Below are 20246 nucleotides of genomic sequence, written 5' to 3'. Positions count from 1 at the left end.
GCGCGTTACTACAGCTCGCGACGAGCGTTCTGATACGTCTTCGTCAGCGAGCACCACAGCTCGTCGGCATCAGAGATGGCTTCCACCAGCTCCCGGTTGGTCATAGTTTCGCGCTGCTCGCGCAGTCGGTTGTTTAGCTTCCGGGCACGAGAGAGCTCACCGCGTAGCTCGATGAGCTCCGGCGTAGCCTCACCGGAGGCAAATACATCCTTGTAGATGGTGCCGACACCCATTGTGGTGTTCACATTGTCCCAGGCAGAGAGGATTGCGGTGAGCTGGTACTCGGTGTCCATGGCAATCTGCTGCAGCTCCGCGTGATTACGCTCGGCGAGCTCGTGCGCCTCAGCACTACGGCGCACACCGGCCCACGCCTGGTATGCGATGAGAATCGCAAGCACCAAACCCGCCACTGGCAATGCATATTGCAGAATCCACAGCGTGACACCGAAGAGCTGAATAATCAGGCCAAAAAAGAAAAAGACGACAATGACCGTCACGCACCCGTTGTCGGAGCCTGAACGTTTACTCACCGCGGTGTCACCTCCGCCGCAGCATTCAAGATCGCATCGGCCCCCAGGTGGCTGGCGTAGCCAAGTCCAATGGCTGCTGCCAGAAGGAGTATTGCCAGCAGCGTATAGACGATTGCCTCTTTGACAGTGCTAGTAACCGCAATGCGCTGCTCTTCGTAGTCAACCAGGGCACGCATGTCTTTGGTCGAGGCATTCAATCGACGTTCGAGGTCAACCATGTGTTCCTGCTGCTCGGCGCGTGAGATAGCGATGGCATTCAACGGCACATCAACACTCTCGACACTGGCATATGCCTGCCGACGAGCACTCTTCACGCTGTCGAACGACACTGACGGTGCGGGTGGCACTTTCGTCGGCCCAGTGAGATTCCGCGACACCTTATAGTAAGAGCGCGCTGCGGCTCTCGTCAGTTGGTTGTTGGAGTCGCCTTGATTGCCCATAGTGCCGAGTCTGCCACATGAATTTTCTTTGGCTCGTTATCGCCCACCTCATCGATGATGGCGAAGACATGCATACCTGCATATGGTGCGGCTTCGGCTCGGAGCACGGTCCCCGGGCCTACCCCTGATGTAGCCAAATAGCGCAGCAATTCAGGATCGGAGTCGTTAATACGATCGACTACCACCATCGCGCCAGCTTCGATATCCGTCAGGTCAGTGCGCACTGCGCTGGCGATGGTACCGCTGGCGCTGGGAATTGGATCGCCATGCGGATCGCGCTCAGGGAATCCCAGCATTGCATCAATGCGACTAATGAAATCATCCGAGACCGCATGCTCAAGCTTTTCAGCTTCCTCGTGAACCTCATCCCAGGTGTATCCCAGAGTCGAGACCAAGAAGCTTTCAATAAGCCGGTGGCGACGCACCATGATCAGCGCAATATCCCGCCCACGGTCCGACAGGCTAATGCCCCGGTACGGCTCGTGGTTGACAAGTCCACGTGCAGCTAGCTTCTTCACAGCTTCGCTGGCGGTGGGCTTCTTTTCACCCATCCGCTCAGCGACGTCGCCTAGTGCCACTTTTTCACCGGTGCGCTCGTGCAAATCCCAAATGACCTTGAGGTAGTCCTGGGTCTTTGCTGGTAAATCCTCCACGTGCATTCTTTAAACTCTAGCGTTATTGCGTGTTGCCGCAATCTTGAGGGGGACATAGAAACAACCGGCGCACACGCCAATACAGCCACCAACTGACAAGTTCGCCGCCACCGCAATGAATAGCCCCACCAGGCCAATCGCGATACCCATCAATGGTGCTAACACGAATAGCAAACGGGTATCGTTCACTACCCCAACCAGCGCAGCTGCCGGGGCAGCCAACAGCGCGATGGATAAAATCGTGCCGACAGCCGGAATCAGCGCCACCAGAGTCAACACAATCAGCCCGCTGATGACCAACTGTGCTCTTCTCCTCGAATGCGCGACCCCGAAAGACTCCGGATCGAATGTGAAGTAAATCAGCTGGCGCCACCGAGCCACCAGCACCAACGCCACCAGCAGCAAGAGCCCACCCGACAGCGCAATATCAATCTTGTTCACGTTGAGTACGCTGCCGACCAGGAAACTCTCAACCTTCACCGGCAACGGGGCGAACCACTTGTTCAGAAAGTAGCCCAGCGCGAACCCGAATGTCAGCACAATTCCCGCCGCCGAGGACGTCGTCCCCACCTTCGACAGACCGAACAGGGCCCCAATCGGAATGCACATCAGAAATGCCCCGATAAAGAGGAACACCGAAATCCACGAGTGGCTCAGGCCGAGCGCTGCCGCAATAACAACGCCCACCACCGCACCGGGAAAAGTCGCATGTGTAATCGCTTCTGCGAAGAACACTTGTTTGCCCAGCACCGCGAGTACCCCCACCACGCCGGCCAATGCGCCGACCAATATCAGCTCGATGATTGGCAAAATCAGGATGCTAGACACGGTCGCCTCCCATCACGCCGCGCAGTCCCAGTGCCACGAAATACAGTCCCACCGAGGTCAGCGCGACGACTGCCTGAGGCGACACCGGCCCCAAAGGCACCAGTGCCAAACCAACGATTCCGCTGAGACAGCCCACTGCAATCGCAATCGGCACCATCACATGCACTCGGCGAGTCAGCAGTCTCGCCGCCGCTCCCGGCACGACCAGATATCCGACTACCAGCAACACTCCCACTGCGCTTGCCGACGACACCACCACCGCAGCAATCGCCGCGTTAATGGTGAGGTCGATGCCCCACACATTGACGCCTGCGGCTTTGGCACCGAAGCGATCAAAGGCAACAAACACCTGCTGGCGCCAGGTCACTGCGATAAGAACCAAGGCGATGGCACAGACAATTAGGGCGCTGGTGAGACGGGAGTCGGTGACTTCCAGCAGTCGCCCGAACATGAGCGCTTCCAGCTGTCCTGACTGATCACCTTTCTTCAGCGAGAGGATCACGCCAATGGAAAAGAAGCTGGTCAGTACGACTGCCACTCCGGCTTCCGACATGTGCGAGCGCGATACCAAGGTCAGTGCTACTGCCACTACCACCGCAAATGCCGCGGCCACCGGGATAATCATGTCGATGCCGCCGAATACGGCACCGGCCACAATTCCGGGAAAAATCGAATGCACCATGGCCTCGGCATTGAACTCGAGACCACGAAGGTTCACGATGACACCGACCAGGCCAGAGACCGCCCCGAGGGCAATCAGCAGCACTAGTGGCCTGAACATGAAAGGCGCGATCCCAAGCGCATTCGCAAGCTCAGTCCACATAGGCTGGCACCAACTTCGAGGTCGCACCAAAAGCCGGCTGTTCTGCCACGATTAATGTGTTTTCGCAGGTCTCTTCAGCAAGCACGAGATCATGAGTGGCCGCAATGATCGCCGTGCCATTTTCCTTCAGTTCGTTGAGGAGATTCAGCAGCATGGCCCGATTTTCAGTGTCGAGGCCGTTGAACGGCTCGTCGAGAAGCACAAGTTGCGGACGTGCGACGATGGCGCGCGCCAACAGGACGCGTTGCTGCTGACCACCGGAGAGGTTGCCGAAACGATCAACGGTGCGGTCGGCAAGTCCGACTTTGGCTAGCGCTGCGTGGATGCGTTCTTTGCGGTGTCCAAGCGGTTGGAAGGGGCGCAGTTCGCGCAGAACTCCCATGGCGACGACATCGAAAGCCGTGACCGGAAAAGTGCGATCGAGGTCTGCCGACTGCGGGACGTAGGACACGATCTTCGCGTTATTGTGCATCTCACCAGCGAGAAGACGAGTCCCACCTAGGATTCCGCGCAGCACAGTCGTTTTTCCAGAGCCATTGGCGCCGATGAGTGCAAGCCCGGTACCCGGCGCGACATTGGCGGTGATGTGATTGACGATGGGTACCGCCGTGTAGCCGAATGAGGCATCGCGGAGCGTGACTATGGGGTCAGCAGACATGGGGTTAGCTAAGCGGTTACGGCTCACTTGATGCCCTCTGGCAGCGGCGCGACAGTTCCGTCCCATGCCGTCACAACCTGAGTGACGTTGTGGATGATGGAACCGATGTAGGTCTCGCCGGCACTGCCAGCCGGACCAAGGGAGTCGCCGTAGAGTGCGTCCTCACCAACGATGGCCTTGACACCTGCGGCCTTGGCGATCGCCTCAATTGATTTCGAGTTGTTCGAGTTCTCCGCAAACAGCGCGGTTGCACCCGAGTCCTTCACGGTCTTTGCCGCCTCGGCGATATGCGCGGCCGTGGCATCCTGCTGCTCGTTGAAATCAGACAGCGCTGCGCCGATGAAGTTGATATTGAACTCGTGGGAGAAGTATCCAAAGGCATCGTGGCTGGTAAACAGCACAGGGTCCGACACGGTGGCGATGGACTTATTTGCCCACTCATCCAGCTGATTCAGCTTCTCCTGGTAGGCCGCAACGTGGTCGGCGATGGTGGACTTCAGCTCATTGTCGCCACGTTCCTCAGCGACCTGTTCCAGGGCATAGCCGATATTGGCAACCTGGATCTTGGCGTTCTTCGGTGAGGTCCATACATGCGGATCGAAGCGGAATTCCGCCTCCTCACCGGGTTCTTCCGGCGGGAATGGCCATGGGGCGACATCAATCTTTTCCACCCCTCGGTCGATGGTGTAGTTACCATTCTTCGCCTTCTCTGGTGGCAGTGGCTTTGTTTTGTCCGTGTCCTTGGCTGCCTTCATGGCATCTACGTCACCTGCAGTGAGAACGCCACTGGTTACTGCCATCGTTCCGGAAAAGCCCGAGGACTCAATCGCCTGATCCAGGAAGTGCTCCAGGTCAACGCCGTTGACGAACAAGAGATCGGCGTTACCAGTCTTGGTCAGCTGCTCGTGGGTCATTTCCAGCTCATGTGCTGTTGCATTCGGCGCCAACAGGCAGGTCAAATCAACTGCATCGATGTCCAGTTGCTTCACGTAATCACAAATCTGCGTCGTGGAAGCCACGACGTTGATTGGGTTCTCGCCGCTGGCTCCCTCACTGCCATCGCCACACGCTGCAAGGCCGGCGCCCGCTAGCAAGATCGAAAGGCCCGCACACATGGACTTAGCTGATCGCGAAAGTTTTCCGGAAATTGTCATGTTGGTGTCCGCTCTTGATTATTTGTTATTGCTTTGCGACGGCTACGCTGACCGGCCGCTTCAGTAAATCTGGTCACCTTAGGGGCGGTTGGGGCGCACTTCGCCGTTCATCTATCACGTGTGAGAGTAAACCTAACGACAACTATTTTCAACCTATTGAACTTAAGTGTTTTTGGCGTTACATTTTTAAAGATAAACAGTGAACAGGATCTAACCGCAGGCGGTTTCACCACAGCGCTAACCTTCACACCACAACATCAGCCATGATGGAGGCATGGAAGCGAAGATTTATCACAACCCCCGCTGCTCAAAGTCCCGCCAGGCTCTCGCCGTACTGCGCGAAGCCGGAATCGAACCGGAAATCATCAAATACCTGGACACTCCCCCAACTAAGGCCGAGCTGCGCTCACTAATTAAGGCGGCCAGCCTGAATGTCATCGATGCTGTGCGTACGAAGGAAGCGGAGTTCAAGGAACTAGGGCTTTCCAGGGATTCCAGTGACGATGAACTCCTGGACGCAATGGTCGCGCACCCACGCCTGATTGAGCGCCCGTTTGTTGTCACTGACAAGGGGGTAAGGATAGCGCGTCCCACCGAGGCTATTAACGACATTCTTTAGGTGGCGACAAGCATTAATTGCTTTTACGCCAACCCCTCTCAAAGGCCTCCAAGACCGAGAGGTTAACAACCCGTTAACAAGGATTGACGCCACTGTAAACTCATCGCTGAAACGATAAAGCTCTCCGCCCGCTGCCCTAGCTCCCCACCCGGGTTGCATTAGAGGAAACGGCGGCCTTCAGCGAAAGGACTGTCATTATGAGCAGTCAGAGGCTCGGCTGGCTCAGCGCACCCGGCCCAGCAGCTCCCCTCCCCGAGGAAAAGATTGCCCCGACCTACCGGACCTGGCGATTCAACGTCTTCATGGGCATCTTCATCGGCTACGCGGGCTTCTACCTCATCAGAAATAACATCCCCCTGGTGTCCGCCGTACTGGAAAAGCACGACCTACTTGGCGCAGCCGGAATCGGCATCGTAGCCAATGCCGTGCTGTTCTCCTACGGCCTATCCAAGTTTTTCATGGCCATGCTCTCCGACAGAGCCAATGCCAGGTACTTCCTCCCACTTGGCCTAGCACTGTCCGCGGTCGTAAACCTCTTTGTTGCGTTCGTCCCGGCCATCAGCGCTTCTGTTGCAGTATTCGCGACAGTCATGTTCATCAACGGTTGGTTCCAAGGCATGGGCTGGCCTCCCTCTGGACGAGTTGTCGTCCACTGGTTCTCGACATCCGAGCGTGGCACTTTGATGTCGATCTGGAACACTGCCCACAATGTTGGCGCCGCCGTCGGCGGTGCTCTGGCAGCCTGGGGCTTGCATTCGTTCGCCACTTCCGATGCCGACTGGACTCCCGCATTCTGGCTACCGGCGATTGTCGCGCTCGTGATTGCTGCCATCGCATTCCTGCTGATTCGAGACAACCCGCAATCCATGGGACTGCCTCCGGTAGAGGAATACCGTAACGACCCAGACAAGGTCGAAGGAACTAATGACGAGGCACAAGAACCCTGGTTCGCAATCGTCAAGAACCATGTTCTTACCAATCCGGTTATCGTCATGTTGGCGCTGGCCAATGTGTTCGTCTACGCACTTCGTTACGGCGTTCTCAACTGGATTCCGATTTACCTGACAAACGAATTGCACAAGACCAACGTCACGGGCGGAATCATCGGATTCATGCTCTACGAGGGCGCAGCAATTGTGGGCACCCTGCTGTGCGGATGGGTCTCCGACAAGGTCTTCAAGGGTTGGCGCTCAGGCGCCGGCATGCTCTTCCTGATCGGCACCGGCATCACCATTTTCGCATACTGGCAGCTACCCGCTACGGCACCATTGTGGATGTTCTATGTGCTCATCTCCCTGATCGGCGCACTCATTTACGGCCCAATCATGCTCATCGGACTGCAGGCCATCGACCTCTCGCCTAAGTATGTTGCGGGAACCGCAGCTGGTTTCACTGGATTGTTCGGATACCTTCTCGGCGCAACACTCGCCTCCACTGGTGTCGGTCTCTTGATCGACTTCGCAGGCTGGAATGTCACATTCGCAACCCTCATTGGAGTTGTCGCTATTGCGTTTGTCCTCATGATCTTCGTCGGCAAGTACGAGCGCGAAGTCATGCACAAGGCAGATGAAGCCCGCACCAAGACAGCTCAATAGCCACTCAATAGCCGTCAGTCACGGTGTTGCCAGTCGAATCCCGGATTCGCTCCGTGAGTCCAAAACGGTCGCAACGTCGCCAATTCATCGGTACACTCTATGCCGCAAACGAAAAAACGCGAATAGACATTAAAAATGGAAGGAGTCTTCACCATGGGACTTATGGACAAGGCCAAGGAAGCACTGAGCAACGAAGAGAACACCGACAAGGTTCTGGACAAGGCTGAGCAGCTGGGCAAGGACAAGCTCGGCGAGGACAAGGCCGACCAGATCAAGAAGGTTCGCGACATGGCAGACGAGCGCCTGGGCGACAAGAAGTAAGCTACAGAGCTTCTTCACCCCGCATTAGCACCCTGTTTTCACAAGGGAGCTGGTGCGGGGTTTTGCTGTTCTTAGGGGACCCCACAGCCCCACCGACACGCCTTTATTGACAATTATTTTCAAATTGTCCATCATTAACCAAGTGAAAACTATTGTCGATAGAGCTTCTCTTCCGCGCACTCGAAAACAAAAACTTCGAGCCCGGCTCTTCGGCTTTCTACTTTTCCTGGCCGTCCCCGCCACAATCCTCTTGGCGATCTCCATAGGCCCCGCGGGAACAGGTTTCAGCAACGGCATCGTCGCGCTGCTCACCCCGCTCATCAAGACGCTTTCCGACGACCTCCCGGCTCTCAACCACCTTCTGCCAGAGATATCCCCTGCCACGCAATCACTTGTCTGGAGCATCCGGCTGCCCCGTGTCCTCCTTGCTGGACTGGTCGGTGCCTCGCTCGCTGTCGCAGGTGCAACCATGCAGGCAGTTTTTCGCAATCCGCTGGCCGAACCCGGTGTTACCGGTGTCTCCTCCGGTGCAGCAGTGGTAGCCGTTATTCTCATCGTCACTGGCGTGGCCGCGAAAGCGCCGTGGGTCCTCTCGGCAGGCGCATTCATAGGCGCGTTGCTGGCTGTCATATTTGTCCAGATCGTCGCCGGTCTCAATGGCGGCAGTGGAGCCACCCTGTTGCTCGTCGGCATTGCGCTCAATGCGTTCCTCGGCGCAGTCATCGCCGCCACCATCGCGAACGCGCCACACAGTGATGACGCACAACAGGCCATGTTCTGGCTCAACGGCGATTTGACTGCTGCCAATTGGCAGGACATTGCGCTGGCAGTCGGCCCCATTACCGTCGGCACGGTTATCCTGATGATGCTCATTCCCGAACTCAACCTGCTCCTCCTCGGCGAAGAACAGGCCGCTGCCACTGGTATGCGCACAGTGTGGATCCGGCAACTGCTACTCGCCCTGGCTGCTTTAGTCACGGCAGCGGGCGTCGCTGTCACTGGCGTTATTTCCTTTGTCGGATTGGTCGTCCCGCACCTGATTCGCCTTGCCATCGGCCCCGATCACCGCAGCCTGCTGCCCATTTCTATGTGCCTCGGCGCAGTATTTCTCATTCTCGCCGACCTCGTCGCCCGCAGTCTCTTTTCCCCAGTTGCTCTGCAAACTGGCACAGTCACCGCGTTCCTTGGCGCACCTGCGCTACTCGCGTTGATTCTTCGGCAAGGTGGTCGCCAGTCATGAGTCAGCAGACGCAAAATCTCACCGACCACGTCACTAAGCCAGACACCGACAGCACCGCGCTGCTGCGGGCTACCGATCTCAGTGTCGGTTACCGCAATCGGACCGTCGTAAGTGGCGTGAACCTTGCTATTCGACCTGGCGAAGTCCAAGGCATCATCGGCTCCAACGGCACCGGAAAATCCTCCTTGCTCCGTGCTATGGCTGGCATTGTGACACCGAGTTCGGGGCAGGTTGAGCTCCTCGGCGCGCCGCTGACGAAGCTTCGTGCCCACGAACGCGCCACTCGATTGGCGTACCTGCCGCAGCACACACCGGCCGATACTGCTATTGACGTTCGAACTGTCGTGGCACTCGGCAGGTACGCGCACCACCGTCGGCGTGACCGTTTCCGCAGCTCACTAAACTCCACGGACCACGACATCGTCGCCTACGCTCTCGACCGCGTCGGTGTCACCGCACTCGCCGACCGCCCTATCACAGCTCTGTCCGGCGGGCAGCGGCAATTGGTGTTCATCGCAAAGCTATTGGCACAACAGGCCAAGGTCATGCTTTTCGACGAACCCACTGCGGCCTTGGACATCGGGTTTCAGCTGGAAATCCTCGAGCTCCTCGGCGAGCTTGCCGACGAAGGCCACGGTATCGGAGTCGTCCTTCATGACCTCAACCTCGCGGCCCGCAGCTGCCACCGGCTCAGTGTGATTCACAACGGCGGATTGGAAGTCACTGGTTCCGCCGAAGAAGTGCTGACGCCTCCCCGAATAGATGCGATTTATCGCATCTCCAGCGCTGTCGATACGGATCCGCATACCGGTTCGGTGCGAGTGACGGCGTTGGCTCGGGCTCGCCCGGCTGACTGATTGCGGCTGGCTGTTTCAGACTATCTGATTCAGACTGTCTGATTCAGACTGTCTGCTTCCAGCTAGCACCAACGCAACCGAAAATTCCCCAACAATCAAAACTCAACACTCAAGGAAGTACTTTCGTGTTTTCACCAACTTCTCCTATCTCGGCCTTGAAGCGAAACTCTAAAAAGACCTTCGCTCTGCCGTTGATTGCAGCACTCCCCCTCGCAGCGGTGGTCGCTTGTTCCACTTCGGAGGAGACGGCGCAGCAGCCGTCGTCAAGCGAAACTTCGACGAACAAGCAGGCGCAGTGGCCGCGGACTGTGACAGTCGGCGACCATGACGTCATGGTGCAGAGTCAGCCGAAGCGCATCGTTGCACTGTCGACCGAAGTTGCGGATCTGGCGTTGGAACTGGTTGGGCCAGAGCGTGTCGTCGCGGTGACGAAGAACGCGCTCGATGAGACCTCTGGTAATCAGGTTGAGCTGGCGCGTAAGGTGCCTAATGCAATTGCCAACTCCACGAAGCCGGATCCGGAGCAGATTCTGTCCTATGAGCCGGACATGGTGTTGATGACTAGCCGCCATGATCAGGAGCAGTCGGCAAGCAAGCTGCTGGGCGCCAGCGATGTTCCGACCGCTGCGTTTTCCAGCAGTGAATTCGCTTCGCCGAAGGCGCTGGCAGAATCGGTGACCACGCTCGGCAAGTTGCTGGGAGCCGAGGACAAGGCGGCCGAAATGGTTGCCAAGATTGAGTCGGAAACCGAAGAGATTCTCTCGGGAATTGATTCCACAACTAAGCCAAAAACGCTGGTCCTGTTTGCCCGCGGTGGTCAGAAGATGATTATGGGAATGCAGTCGGCGACGACGAATCTCGTTGAGCTGGCCGGTGGCGAGCCGATTTCGCCAAAGGGCAAGCGCCCGGGTGCCGTTCCCGCTGACCCGGAAACAATTGTGCAACTCAATCCGGATGTCATTTTGATTCAGGATTTCCACGGACAGGGCAAGGCTCCATTCCAGGAGTTGCTGGATAATCCGGCGCTTGCCGACGTCGCTGCGGTCAAGAATGATCGAGTGCAACTGATTGATGCGAAGACGACCTCTGGCACCGCCGGAATGCACATGCCCGATGGACTGCGTGAGATCGCTGACGCGCTGGCTAAATAGAAAATAGGTTTTCACGTCGCTATGTGGATTCATGAAGCACTGACTTCCCCACCCCGCCGAATGCACTGGGTTTTGTTATCCAGCTGGGGGCGCAGCTTTTTCTTCGCTCTCAGTGCCGTGTCTCTTGGACACGCGCTCGATGCTCTAAGCAGTTTGTACGGCGGTGTCGCAGACACCAGTGGCGGCAACTGGTTTGGGCAGTGGGGACTTCATGAATCCCTGTCCGCTGCAATTGTGGCGGTCATTCTGGGAAGCCTCTCTGCTTATGTCACCGAGGCATTACCACCACAGCTAGCTGGTGAGCAGGAAAAGCTGTGGCGCTCGCATGTGGTTGGCAGTGTGCTGAAGCCGGAGTTTTCTGCTCCTGAACAGGCCCCGAAGCACGCACATGGAAAAGGGCACGGTGGCGGGAAATCCGGTCACGCACACCGAAGCGCCGCCAACGCTGGCGAGGGCCTACTCTTCGATGCCGCGACCACAAGCGTCGAACAGACCGCGAATTACCGAGCGACATTTCTCGCTCCCACGTTGGCCTCGTTTAGTGCTCCACTGATCATTTTGGTGGTCTGGGCTTTGTGGGTGGATACGAAGACCGCCTTGTGGCTGGCACTATTTTTCATTTCCACGCCGTTGATCATTATTGGTGCTGGAAAAATCCTGCGGAAATCCAATGCGACGTATCGCCGAAAGCAAGCGAAGGCCACACATGCGTATTTGGAAATGCTCGAAGGGCTGGGCACATTCAAAGTTCTTGGAGCAATTGACCGGGTCATGGCACGTTTTGCCAGCCAAACTCGCACCGCGATGGCTGAGCTCACTGCCCTGCTCGCCCGCAATCAGCTGATGATTATTGTCAACGATGCGGTTTTTGGAATTGCAATGTCGACTACAGCAATCGGCCTTGTCCTGCTGCGTTTACAGGCCGGCGCAATCAGCGTCGGCACGTCTCTCGCAGGTGTTTTTCTATCCGTTCTGCTCTACGAGCCCGTTAATCGTGTCGGTCGGACCTTCTACATCGGACTCGGTGGACGCACCCATCGAAATGGAATTGTGGAGGTATTCGGTGAACCTCCAGCTGAAGCGTCCACAGCCGCAACAGCGCATTCCACCGATGCCTCCGCGCCACAGGCACCGCACGGACAGCACGCACCGGAGATTTCCTTTCGCGATGTCAGCGTTGACATCGGCGAAAAGCGCATTCTCTCCGATATCAACCTGACAATTCCAACCGGCAGCAGAGTCGGCATCGTTGGCCCCAGCGGTTCCGGAAAAAGCACTCTCCTGCGTGTACTCGCAGGCCTGCAGCCACATTCCGGGGAAGTGTCCCTCGACGGCCACGCGCTTTCAACCCCAGAGTTGCTCGCCAACTCGCTACTCATCTCCCAGCAACCAGCCATTTTCGGCACCACCGTCGCGGACAATCTTCGCATCGCATGCCCGGACGCAACGGCCGTCGATATGCGAAAAGCACTTCGCGACGTGCACTTACTCACCGAAATCGAACAGCGCCCTGGTGGTCTCGATTCGGAGGTCGGCGATCAGGGCAATTGGCTCTCGGGCGGGCAACGACGCCGCCTAGCCATTGCGCGTGGTCTGCTCGGTACTGCTCCGATTGTGCTTCTCGACGAGCCGACAGCGGACATCGATCGTCGGACGGAAGGTCTCATCAAGGAGTCCTTGACCCGCCTCGCTTCAGGTCGCACGAGCATCATGGTGGCTCACCGAATGGAAGCACTATCGGACGTTGACCTGGTCATTGTCGTTGCCGAAGGCCGAATCGTGGCTGTGGGCGAACCCGACGAACTGAGCACAAGCAATGAGTACTACGCACGGGCGCTGACCGAGGAGAGCTGACATGAACAACATCATCTGGTTGCTGCGCTTTTCCGCACAGGCTCGCGGGGCGCTCAGTGCATCTGTCCTCGCACGCGTGACTGGACACATTCTGGGCGCATTGATGCTGGCCGTGCCTGCCTGGGCAATTGCCACAATTGCGCTGTCGAGGTGGGACGCAACCGACTCGTCGCAAAGCATGGGCATGCAGTGGACGTGGGCGGTCATTGGTGTGGTTGCGGGGCTAGCGCTGCTGAAAGCAATTCTGCGGTATGTCGAGCAGTACCTCGGACATTTGGCGGCATTTCGTCTGCTCGGTGAGCTGCGACTGTGGATCGTCGAGCGTCTTATCCCGCAAGCGCCCGCGGTAACCGATGGGCTGGGTACTGCCAGGGTTCACACGATTGCGATTCGTGATGTTGACCGTGTGGAAGTCTTCTTTGCGCACACAATTGCGCCCGCGGTGACGGCCGTACTTATTCCTCTGCTGGCGGTCGTGACAGCGTCATTGACTGCCGGAGCACTGCCTACGATTGCTCTGGCACTGACCTTTGCGGTTGGCTTTGTGATTGCGTTCGCAGGCTCTAAAAAGGCGACGACGGAGGCCTCCGCAACGAACTCCACACGCACGGAGATTGCGCAGTATATCGCTGATACGTTGCGACTTCGGGAGGAAATCCTCATCTACGGCGCAGCCGAGCAGCGGCTGCGGGGGCTGCGTGAGCTCGACGAGAAGCTTGCGCAGAAGATGCGTGCAGGCGGCAAGCGGGCTGGACTGCGCTCTGGTGCGACTGGGCTTCGGATTTGGGGCGGCAGCATTGCCGTATTCTGTGCTGGTATCCCGGCGCTTTCAGCCGACTACCGTATGCTCCCTGCTGTTTTGGTGACGACGTCCCTGGTGGCGGGAACTGCTTCATCAATGGATTCGATCGAGCGCCTGGCATCTTCTCTGCCAGCAGGACTCAATGCAGTCACTCGGATCAGGGAGCTGGCCGCGCAGCCGCCGACTGTGGAAGAGCCGAAGCAGCCGGAGTCGCTGGACCTGCACCACGCGCAGACCGCGAGGGCCAACTCGGGCGACTCAGTCCCTGCCCTCGAACTGAGCGATGTCAGCTACCGCTACCCTGGCGCCGATAACCCTGCACTGACCAAGATCAATCTGCGTATTGCCTCAGGCCAGTTCATCGGTGTGGTCGGCCCAACTGGTTCGGGCAAGTCCACACTCTCCCGGCTAATCCAGCGGCATGTCGATCCGGATGTCGGCGAGGTCATCATCAATGGCCACAATGCCCGTGACCTCGGCTCAACCAATGTCTGCCGAACGGTTGTTGTCGCAGATCAGAATCCCTTTCTCATGGAGGCCACCATCGCTGAGAATCTATGTCTCGGCACGCCTGATGGCTGCGAGGTTCCCGAATCACTGATGCACTGGGCGCTCGAACTCGCCGCCATCAACCCTGCTGAGATGCCGTTGGACAGGCCCATTGGCCGCCGCGCGCAGCGGCTCAGCGGTGGTCAGCGTCAACGTCTGGCGCTGGCCCGCACCTACTTACGCGCGGTACTAGCCGACGGCACTAAGCCCAATGACCTCGCTGCACACCTCGCCGGAAAGATTGTTATTTTCGACGAAGCCACCAGCCACCAGGATCCACTGACGCAGGCTCGTATCGTGGACAATGCCCGCGCATGTGGAGCGACCTGCATCTTTATTGCGCACCGACTTCAGACACTGGCCGAGGCCGATGACATCCTGGTCATCGAAAACGGCCAGCTCATCGAACGCGGCACGTATGACAACCTCCTGAACGCAGACGGCGCATTTGCTCGACTTGCGCGCGCACAGGTCTAGGCTCGGTCGAGCTCACCGCGCTAAGACTCAGCGCTCGGATACTCGCCTAGTGATCCTCGACGAGCTCGCGGAGCCGCGCAAAGATTGCCGCGCCATCGTGGCGAATACCGTCATGCTGGAATGCATTGGTCACATGTGGTCGCAGATCTCGGTAGCAGTTGGCTGTCCCCATCGAGTAATCGAACGGTACGAAAATGTCGTCAAGATAAACCGCGGCTGCCGAGGTCGGAGCGTCGGCAAGCAAGCGCGCGGAATCATACGGCGAGTTTTCCCAGGTGTGCTGCGCCAATTCTTCGGCCTTTTCCTTGAACGGAATGAGCGCAGGGTCTTCGTCGAATTGCCAGGGGAAAATGTGCTCGCCGGTGAGGTAAAACAGCTCGTCACCTGCGGGATTGGCATTTTCTTCGAAACCTGGAATCTCCTCGCGAATGCGGTGCGCTGCCCAATTAGTTGTGGGCTGCTCCCCGACACCGCCATAAATGGATTCGTGAATCGCGGCGTATAGCGGCCCCTCGGCGAAACTCACGCGGGATCCGACATCGACTAGGAAATCAGTGCGCAATTGCTTTTCACCATTGCGAATGTGGAATGGCTCTCCAACAAATACGCCAGATTGTGGAATCCATCTCCACGACCCAATTCAATTCCGATGGTTCGGAATCGGCGAGAACTCAGACGCTCACCTGTGGGAAGAGTTTCTGCAGATTGCTCCAGGTGCGCGCAGATTTCTCGAATGCGGTTTTCGGCCCACGGATACTCGCGATAAAGCGCTCGTGGCGGGTGCGCAGCTTCCCATATGTCGTGCGATAAAGGTCATCAGCGCCACGGTCCAGAACGGGCAAACCACCTGTGAGGTAAGCGTGCTCCACGGATTTCGGATAGCGGCTGAGATACGAAGTAATGCAAAAACCACCAAAGGACTGCCCATACAGCGACCATTTCGCAATGCTCAAATGCTTTCGCAATGCTTCCGCGTCTTCGACGATGTATTCCTGACGCAATTGTGCAAGCCGCTCGGCCGGAATATCCGCAATATTGGCCGCATCAATTCGATGCGAGCACCCCGTGCCACGTTGATCCAAAAGAATCACGCGGAATTCCTTCAGCGCTTCGCCAATTACCCCGCTTGCGCTCACTGGACGCGGTGCCGGGAAGCCTGGACCTCCCTGCAAATAGACAATTGCCGGCGCGTCCTCTTTTCCTGGCGCATAGATCTCCCTTGCGAAGAGCTCAAATGTCGCAGCATCCGCAGCCCCGGTAAAAGGATCCCAGGGAACCTCAAGGGTGTGTTCCTTAATAATGTGCCCAAAATGCCTGCTTGCAGTACTCGTCGATGCCATGTCTCTACCGCTCCTCTAATCCCTCTGGTCGTATTTCTTCATTAGCTTTGCGACGAGCAAATCGGTCGCCTCATCGTCAGCAAGAATTTGATCCAACATCTCCCGGTATTCCCGCTGCCGCAGCGCAGTATCTTCCCCGTAATCGTCATAGGAATCGCCGGATAGGTCCACACCGAAGTTGGATTCATCGCTTTCGTCTTGCTCTGTCTCCTGTTGTGCCGACGGAACTTCCAGATCCGCTGGGAAGTCCGCATTGAACTCCTCCAGGAATTCCTCCGCGTTGGCCTCTGCGTCGGAACGCGATACTCCCCTATCGACCTCAGCCTGAATGCGACGCTGCAGCGCCTTTTCCATCTGGCGGTGGCGCCAACTGCGCAGGCGCGCGGGCTCGAAGCGTCGACCGACCTCACGGCTCTTGCCCTCTGCGCGACGCGCGAGGACAGCAATCTGCGACGCGGTGTCGTTCAATGGTGCCCACTCAGAGCGTGCCGATACGCGCCAATTTCCCCAGTACCCCAGCAGCGAAAGCAGAATGCTGACGACGGGACCGACGACCATGGACACGGCCATAAATCCCAGATGGTGGCCTCCGATGACAATGATTGCGCACGCCACGGCGGGGATGACCGTGGGCTGATTGCCGCCGAAAACAGCGGGTACCCGCCCGGTAACAATGTCACGAATCATGGAACCGCCAGTGGCGGTGAAAACGCCCATCATGATGCACGGCAGAATGGGCAAGCCATACGTGACGCCTTTGACCGTTCCCGTAGCGGCCCAAAGACCCGAAACCACAGCGTCACCGTGGACCTGAACGTATTCCCAGGTCTTACCTTTGAAATAGAAAAATCGCGCGATAAGTGCACCGGTGAATGCCAGGATTAGGTACTCCGGCTGACTCATTGCGGCGACTGTGCCCTGGTTAATCAGAACATCGCGAATCATGCCGCCACCCAGTGCGGAAAACAGCGCAATAAAGAAGAACCCGATGATGTCGTAGCCTCGTTGCCGGGCGATGGTGCCACCGATGATGCCCATGAGCAGGACACCGCTGACATCGGACCACTGGTACATCGACTCGATGAGCGGATCTACTTCTGCGACGTTCATGATGTTCAAGCTTAGACGCTGCTATTTTTCAAGCATCAACGAAAGGTCGGGATACCCATGGAAAACGCTAACACCTTTGCTTCGACACGCCCCAGCGACAGGCTCATGCGCGGCATCGCAATTGCTTCCCGCGCGCACGATGGGCACTACCGAAAGGGATCTGGCGTTCCCTATATCAGCCATCCAATGGCGGTGATGTTGATTGCGGCGAGCGTGACTAACGACGAAGACGTGCTGTTGGCAGCCCTCTTCCACGACATTTTGGAAGACGTGCCGGAAAACTACTCACGTGCCGAGATGAAAGATGAGTTCGGGCTTCGTGTGGTTGAGATTGTCGAGGGTGTCACCAAAAATTCTTCCTTGCCCTCCTGGCAGGAGCGTGCCGATGCCTACCTGGAGCAACTTTCTCGTGGCAGCGCGGAGTCAATCATCGTGGCCGCCGCGGATAAGTTCCACAATCTCAGCCAAACTCTGGAGGATTTGGACCGCAATGGCCACGCCCTGTGGAAACGCTTTCGTTCAACTCCGAGCCAGCAATTGTGGTGGTACACGAATGTCCGCAACGTAGTAGCCGAACGACTGCCCGACATGCCTCTGTTGGACGACTTGGACGTTCTAATTGAGCGCCTCGATTCGTGGGTACAGGAGACTTAACCTGCGATTTCCCAATCGCTTTAAACTATAAAAACATATCCAGGCATAGCCCGGAGCACTCAAGCGACGGTACAGTGGCAGCCTACGTGGCTCAGATATTGATGCCACGCAACAACAATCCGATAATAAATCCAGGAATACGGAACAGGAGAAAAACAGTGACTTCCACTGATGCATCGTCCACAACCGAACTGCCCACTACCACTCAGCAGTGGGTTCTGGCTTCCCGCCCGACTGGCCTGCCGACTGACGAGAATTTCCGCCTCGAGACCGTCGATTTGCCAGAGCTTAACGACGGCGACATTTTGGTAGCCAACTCGGTCGCTACCGTCGATCCCTACATGCGTGGCCGTATGAACGACACCAAGTCGTACGTTCCTCCTTTTCAGCTTGACCAGCCAATGACTGGCGGCGCTGTGGGCACTGTCCTTGCGTCCAAGTCGGATAAGTTCCAGGTTGGCGACGCTGTCCGCCACTCTTATGGCTGGCAGACCAATGCTGTTATTGCCGATTCCGAGGCAACACCGGTTGACCTGAACGTTGCACCGGCTGCTGCCTACCTGGGCATCCTTGGTCTTACTGGCCTTACTGCTTACGTTGGCCTGACTGCTGTCGGAGAGATGAAGGAAGGCGACGTCGTCTTTATCTCTGGCGCTGCTGGTGCGGTCGGCTCGGCTGCTGGTCAGTTTGCCAAGCAGATGGGCGCATCCCGTGTCATTGGTTCCGCCGGCTCGGACGAAAAGGTTGAGCGCCTACTCGAACTCGGCTTTGATGCCGCCTTCAACTACAACGACGGCCCGGTTGCAGAACAGCTGGCACAGGCAGCGCCGGAGGGCATCGACTTCTACTTCGACAACGTCGGTGGCGACCATCTCGAGGCAGCCATCGGCGCGATGCGCACCTTTGGCCGTGTCGCTATGTGTGGCGCAATCTCCCAGTACAACAACACTGGAGCTCCGACCGGACCACGTAACTTGGCTCTAGCGATTGGCAAGTGCATTACTCTGCGCGGCTTCGTCTTGGGAAAGTACCTGCACCTGGCAGGTGAATTCCAGGAGCGAATGGCTCCGCTCGTGGTCAGTGGCAAGGTCGCCTACGATGTCACCACTCGTCACGGCATCGAGAACATGCCAGCTGCATTCCTCGAGCTGTTTAGCGGAGGCAATACCGGCAAGATGGTCGTAGAGTTCTAAATAACTGTCTTGTGGGGCGCCGAGACTTCCTTCAGCCTGCTCGACATAGCGACACCAACCAGTCCCATTAGTGCCAGGAAGATTAAAGCTGCCGCAGGGCCGAAGCTGGCGATAACACCCGAAAGCGCACCGACGATGAGCAGGACGACACCCATGATGGTGTTGGCCGCTCCGACGTACTCGGTGCGCTTGTCGCCTTCTGCCATGTCCACAACATAGGTCGAACGAGCCACGCGAACACCCGCGTGGACGACCGACATTGCGAAGAAACCGAGTGGGAAAATCCAGGCATTGGCACTGGTGGAAAGCCAGTGCGCACTGGCGACCAGCAGGAAAAGAACAATCGAGCCGACCAGCGAAGAGTAGGTCAGGACCTTCTTCGAGGATTTATCCGACCAGATTCCCGCGACTTTTCCACCAACCAAAGAGGCGAACCCGGCGGCGAGCATGAAGATACCAACGTTGGCGCTTACTCCCCCGCCACCACCATCAGCGGCTTCCAGGTCAGCACCCACCTGTGCACTTAGGGTCACAATGAACGACGTGGACAGTGCTGTGACCAGCAAGAGGCTTCGGACAATCACAAAGTCACGAAAGTTTTTATCCTCTGCAAAGAGCCGCCAGGTGTCCTTCCACCAGGTTTTATTCGGTTCTTCCTTGTCCCCCTCGTTGGTGGGCTCAACAATTCCCCGGAAAATCACAACCGCAACCACCCACGACAGTGCCGCAACAAAAATGAGGCCCGCCACGATTGGTTTGGTGACGTTGTCGCGGATGATCCACAACACCGCACCGACAATAATTGCGGCGACACCGCCCAACATCGCAGCTCGGCCACTAATCTGCCCGCGCTGTCCCTTCGGAATCGTGCGGCCCTGAACATCCTTCGAGGCCATCGAGCACAGAGCTCGTGCCGTCGCAAAGCCTGCAAGCGCGACGATGACAGCGACGCCGAGCGCGGTGCCTTCCAGGAACAACGCCGCCAGACCAATCAGCGCTGCTGCGATGGCTTGCCCCAAAGCACCAGCGATCCAGACGGTTGTGCGGCGCGGGCGAGACTTTACCCACGGTGTCAGCGCTGCCTGCGGAAGCATCGAACCAGACTCACGCACCGGCACAAGCATGGCGATGAAGAAGCCCGGCGCTCCAGCCGAATGAAGTAACCATGGCAACAGCGTCTTTGCCGCAACGATTTGATCGCCGATATTCTGCAAACCGTGCGCCCAAACGTAGCGCTTGGCGTTGGCGCTGGCGTGTTTTTGCACCGACTCTGGGTTCTCCCCTGCGGGTTTGGCAGCTTCCGAGCTATCAGTCATACCTTTTACGCTACCTGCCTGTAGCAACGGCGCTACCGCACGTGGCTGTCTGCCCAGGCCAGTCAAAGACCGAATCGCGCTT

At 57.6% G+C, this 20246-nt stretch carries 19 protein-coding genes and 1 pseudogene; 10 read left to right on the top strand and 10 right to left on the bottom strand.

Annotated elements, in window-relative coordinates:
- Window positions 1–8 precede the first annotated feature (8 nt).
- The 7 genes from HMPREF2562_RS01520 to HMPREF2562_RS01490 form a co-directional block, all read right to left on the bottom strand.
- Complete coding sequence (locus HMPREF2562_RS01520; RefSeq protein WP_070549461.1) at window positions 9–530, bottom strand: hypothetical protein; 522 nt, start codon at window positions 528–530, stop codon at window positions 9–11.
- On the bottom strand, window positions 527–844 hold the full coding sequence (locus HMPREF2562_RS01515) for a hypothetical protein (protein WP_126107947.1): 318 nt from the start codon (window positions 842–844) through the stop codon (window positions 527–529). The genes HMPREF2562_RS01520 and HMPREF2562_RS01515 overlap by 4 nt, the downstream gene beginning before the upstream one ends.
- A 92-nt stretch (window positions 845–936) precedes the next feature.
- A complete protein-coding gene (locus tag HMPREF2562_RS01510; protein WP_049172669.1) occupies window positions 937–1629 on the bottom strand; it encodes a metal-dependent transcriptional regulator in 693 nt (230 codons plus the stop codon).
- Window positions 1630–1632: 3 nt separating this feature from the next.
- Window positions 1633–2451, bottom strand: a complete 819-nt coding sequence (locus HMPREF2562_RS01505; RefSeq protein ID WP_070549459.1) for a metal ABC transporter permease — start codon at window positions 2449–2451, stop codon at window positions 1633–1635.
- A complete protein-coding gene (locus tag HMPREF2562_RS01500; protein ID WP_070549457.1) occupies window positions 2444–3274 on the bottom strand; it encodes a metal ABC transporter permease in 831 nt (276 codons plus the stop codon). The genes HMPREF2562_RS01505 and HMPREF2562_RS01500 overlap by 8 nt, the downstream gene beginning before the upstream one ends.
- Window positions 3264–3932 carry a metal ABC transporter ATP-binding protein gene (locus HMPREF2562_RS01495; protein ID WP_070549455.1) on the bottom strand — a complete coding sequence of 223 codons (669 nt, stop codon included), beginning with the start codon at window positions 3930–3932 and terminating at the stop codon, window positions 3264–3266. Before HMPREF2562_RS01495 ends, HMPREF2562_RS01500 begins: the two co-directional genes overlap by 11 nt.
- Before the next feature lie 23 nt (window positions 3933–3955).
- Window positions 3956–5086 (bottom strand): metal ABC transporter substrate-binding protein, encoded by a 1131-nt coding sequence (locus HMPREF2562_RS01490; protein WP_016422351.1) that lies wholly within the window; start codon window positions 5084–5086, stop codon window positions 3956–3958.
- Window positions 5087–5360: 274 nt separating this feature from the next.
- On the opposite strand from HMPREF2562_RS01490, the gene arsC reads away from it, so the two are divergent.
- From arsC to HMPREF2562_RS01450, 8 genes are all read left to right on the top strand, one after another.
- Window positions 5361–5705, top strand: coding sequence for an arsenate reductase (glutaredoxin) (gene arsC, locus HMPREF2562_RS01485; RefSeq protein WP_016422350.1), 345 nt, complete (start codon window positions 5361–5363; stop codon window positions 5703–5705).
- 197 nt (window positions 5706–5902) lie between these two features.
- Window positions 5903–7300: an MFS transporter gene (locus HMPREF2562_RS01480; protein WP_016422349.1), complete on the top strand. Its 1398-nt coding sequence runs from the start codon at window positions 5903–5905 to the stop codon at window positions 7298–7300.
- Between the two features lie 153 nt (window positions 7301–7453).
- The gene (locus tag HMPREF2562_RS01475) at window positions 7454–7621 is read left to right on the top strand and encodes an antitoxin (protein WP_016422348.1); all 168 of its coding nucleotides are present in this window, start codon (window positions 7454–7456) and stop codon (window positions 7619–7621) included.
- A 250-nt stretch (window positions 7622–7871) separates the two neighbouring features.
- Window positions 7872–8861, top strand: a complete 990-nt coding sequence (locus tag HMPREF2562_RS01470; RefSeq protein ID WP_246819313.1) for a FecCD family ABC transporter permease — start codon at window positions 7872–7874, stop codon at window positions 8859–8861.
- Window positions 8858–9718: an ABC transporter ATP-binding protein gene (locus tag HMPREF2562_RS01465; RefSeq protein ID WP_049193616.1), complete on the top strand. Its 861-nt coding sequence runs from the start codon at window positions 8858–8860 to the stop codon at window positions 9716–9718. The genes HMPREF2562_RS01470 and HMPREF2562_RS01465 overlap by 4 nt, the downstream gene beginning before the upstream one ends.
- A 125-nt stretch (window positions 9719–9843) precedes the next feature.
- A complete protein-coding gene (locus HMPREF2562_RS01460; protein WP_070549451.1) occupies window positions 9844–10869 on the top strand; it encodes an ABC transporter substrate-binding protein in 1026 nt (341 codons plus the stop codon).
- 117 nt (window positions 10870–10986) lie between these two features.
- On the top strand, window positions 10987–12723 hold the full coding sequence (locus tag HMPREF2562_RS01455) for an ATP-binding cassette domain-containing protein (protein ID WP_224783799.1): 1737 nt from the start codon (window positions 10987–10989) through the stop codon (window positions 12721–12723).
- Between the two features lies 1 nt (window position 12724).
- The gene (locus HMPREF2562_RS01450) at window positions 12725–14551 is read left to right on the top strand and encodes an amino acid ABC transporter ATP-binding/permease protein (protein ID WP_070549447.1); all 1827 of its coding nucleotides are present in this window, start codon (window positions 12725–12727) and stop codon (window positions 14549–14551) included.
- A 46-nt stretch (window positions 14552–14597) separates the two neighbouring features.
- Here HMPREF2562_RS01450 and HMPREF2562_RS01445 read toward each other — a convergent pair.
- Window positions 14598–15891: pseudogene (locus HMPREF2562_RS01445) on the bottom strand (alpha/beta fold hydrolase).
- A gap of 15 nt (window positions 15892–15906) precedes the next feature.
- Complete coding sequence (locus HMPREF2562_RS01440; protein ID WP_070549445.1) at window positions 15907–17001, bottom strand: trimeric intracellular cation channel family protein; 1095 nt, start codon at window positions 16999–17001, stop codon at window positions 15907–15909.
- 57 nt (window positions 17002–17058) lie between these two features.
- Between HMPREF2562_RS01440 and HMPREF2562_RS01435 the strand changes: the two genes are divergently transcribed.
- Together HMPREF2562_RS01435 and HMPREF2562_RS01430 are read left to right on the top strand one after the other, a co-directional pair.
- Window positions 17059–17655, top strand: a complete 597-nt coding sequence (locus HMPREF2562_RS01435; RefSeq protein WP_070549444.1) for an HD domain-containing protein — start codon at window positions 17059–17061, stop codon at window positions 17653–17655.
- 158 nt (window positions 17656–17813) lie between these two features.
- Window positions 17814–18848: an NADP-dependent oxidoreductase gene (locus HMPREF2562_RS01430; protein WP_016422338.1), complete on the top strand. Its 1035-nt coding sequence runs from the start codon at window positions 17814–17816 to the stop codon at window positions 18846–18848.
- Here HMPREF2562_RS01430 and HMPREF2562_RS01425 read toward each other — a convergent pair.
- A complete protein-coding gene (locus tag HMPREF2562_RS01425) occupies window positions 18845–20164 on the bottom strand; it encodes an MFS transporter (RefSeq protein ID WP_224783798.1) in 1320 nt (439 codons plus the stop codon). The two genes, HMPREF2562_RS01430 and HMPREF2562_RS01425, sit on opposite strands and share 4 nt — an antisense overlap.
- Window positions 20165–20246: the final 82 nt, after the last annotated feature.

It is taken from the genome of Corynebacterium sp. HMSC077G07, from assembly GCF_001809225.1.
GTDB lineage: Bacteria > Actinomycetota > Actinomycetes > Mycobacteriales > Mycobacteriaceae > Corynebacterium > Corynebacterium jeikeium_D.
This window is presented reverse-complemented; position numbering and strand designations above follow the sequence as displayed.

Bases quoted from the DNA above. Each gene is read 5' to 3' on its own strand.
- HMPREF2562_RS01510 (WP_049172669.1), bottom strand. From the start codon at position 1,629: ATGCACGTGGAGGATTTACCAGCAAAGACCCAGGACTACCTCAAGGTC.
- HMPREF2562_RS01500 (WP_070549457.1), bottom strand. From the start codon at position 3,274: ATGTGGACTGAGCTTGCGAATGCGCTTGGGATCGCGCCTTTCATGTTC.
- HMPREF2562_RS01495 (WP_070549455.1), bottom strand. From the start codon at position 3,932: ATGTCTGCTGACCCCATAGTCACGCTCCGCGATGCCTCATTCGGCTAC.
- HMPREF2562_RS01490 (WP_016422351.1), bottom strand. From the start codon at position 5,086: ATGACAATTTCCGGAAAACTTTCGCGATCAGCTAAGTCCATGTGTGCG.
- arsC (WP_016422350.1), top strand. From the start codon at position 5,361: ATGGAAGCGAAGATTTATCACAACCCCCGCTGCTCAAAGTCCCGCCAG.
- HMPREF2562_RS01480 (WP_016422349.1), top strand. From the start codon at position 5,903: ATGAGCAGTCAGAGGCTCGGCTGGCTCAGCGCACCCGGCCCAGCAGCT.
- HMPREF2562_RS01475 (WP_016422348.1), top strand. From the start codon at position 7,454: ATGGGACTTATGGACAAGGCCAAGGAAGCACTGAGCAACGAAGAGAAC.
- HMPREF2562_RS01465 (WP_049193616.1), top strand. From the start codon at position 8,858: ATGAGTCAGCAGACGCAAAATCTCACCGACCACGTCACTAAGCCAGAC.
- HMPREF2562_RS01450 (WP_070549447.1), top strand. From the start codon at position 12,725: ATGAACAACATCATCTGGTTGCTGCGCTTTTCCGCACAGGCTCGCGGG.
- HMPREF2562_RS01440 (WP_070549445.1), bottom strand. From the start codon at position 17,001: ATGAACGTCGCAGAAGTAGATCCGCTCATCGAGTCGATGTACCAGTGG.
- HMPREF2562_RS01435 (WP_070549444.1), top strand. From the start codon at position 17,059: ATGGAAAACGCTAACACCTTTGCTTCGACACGCCCCAGCGACAGGCTC.
- HMPREF2562_RS01425 (WP_224783798.1), bottom strand. From the start codon at position 20,164: ATGACTGATAGCTCGGAAGCTGCCAAACCCGCAGGGGAGAACCCAGAG.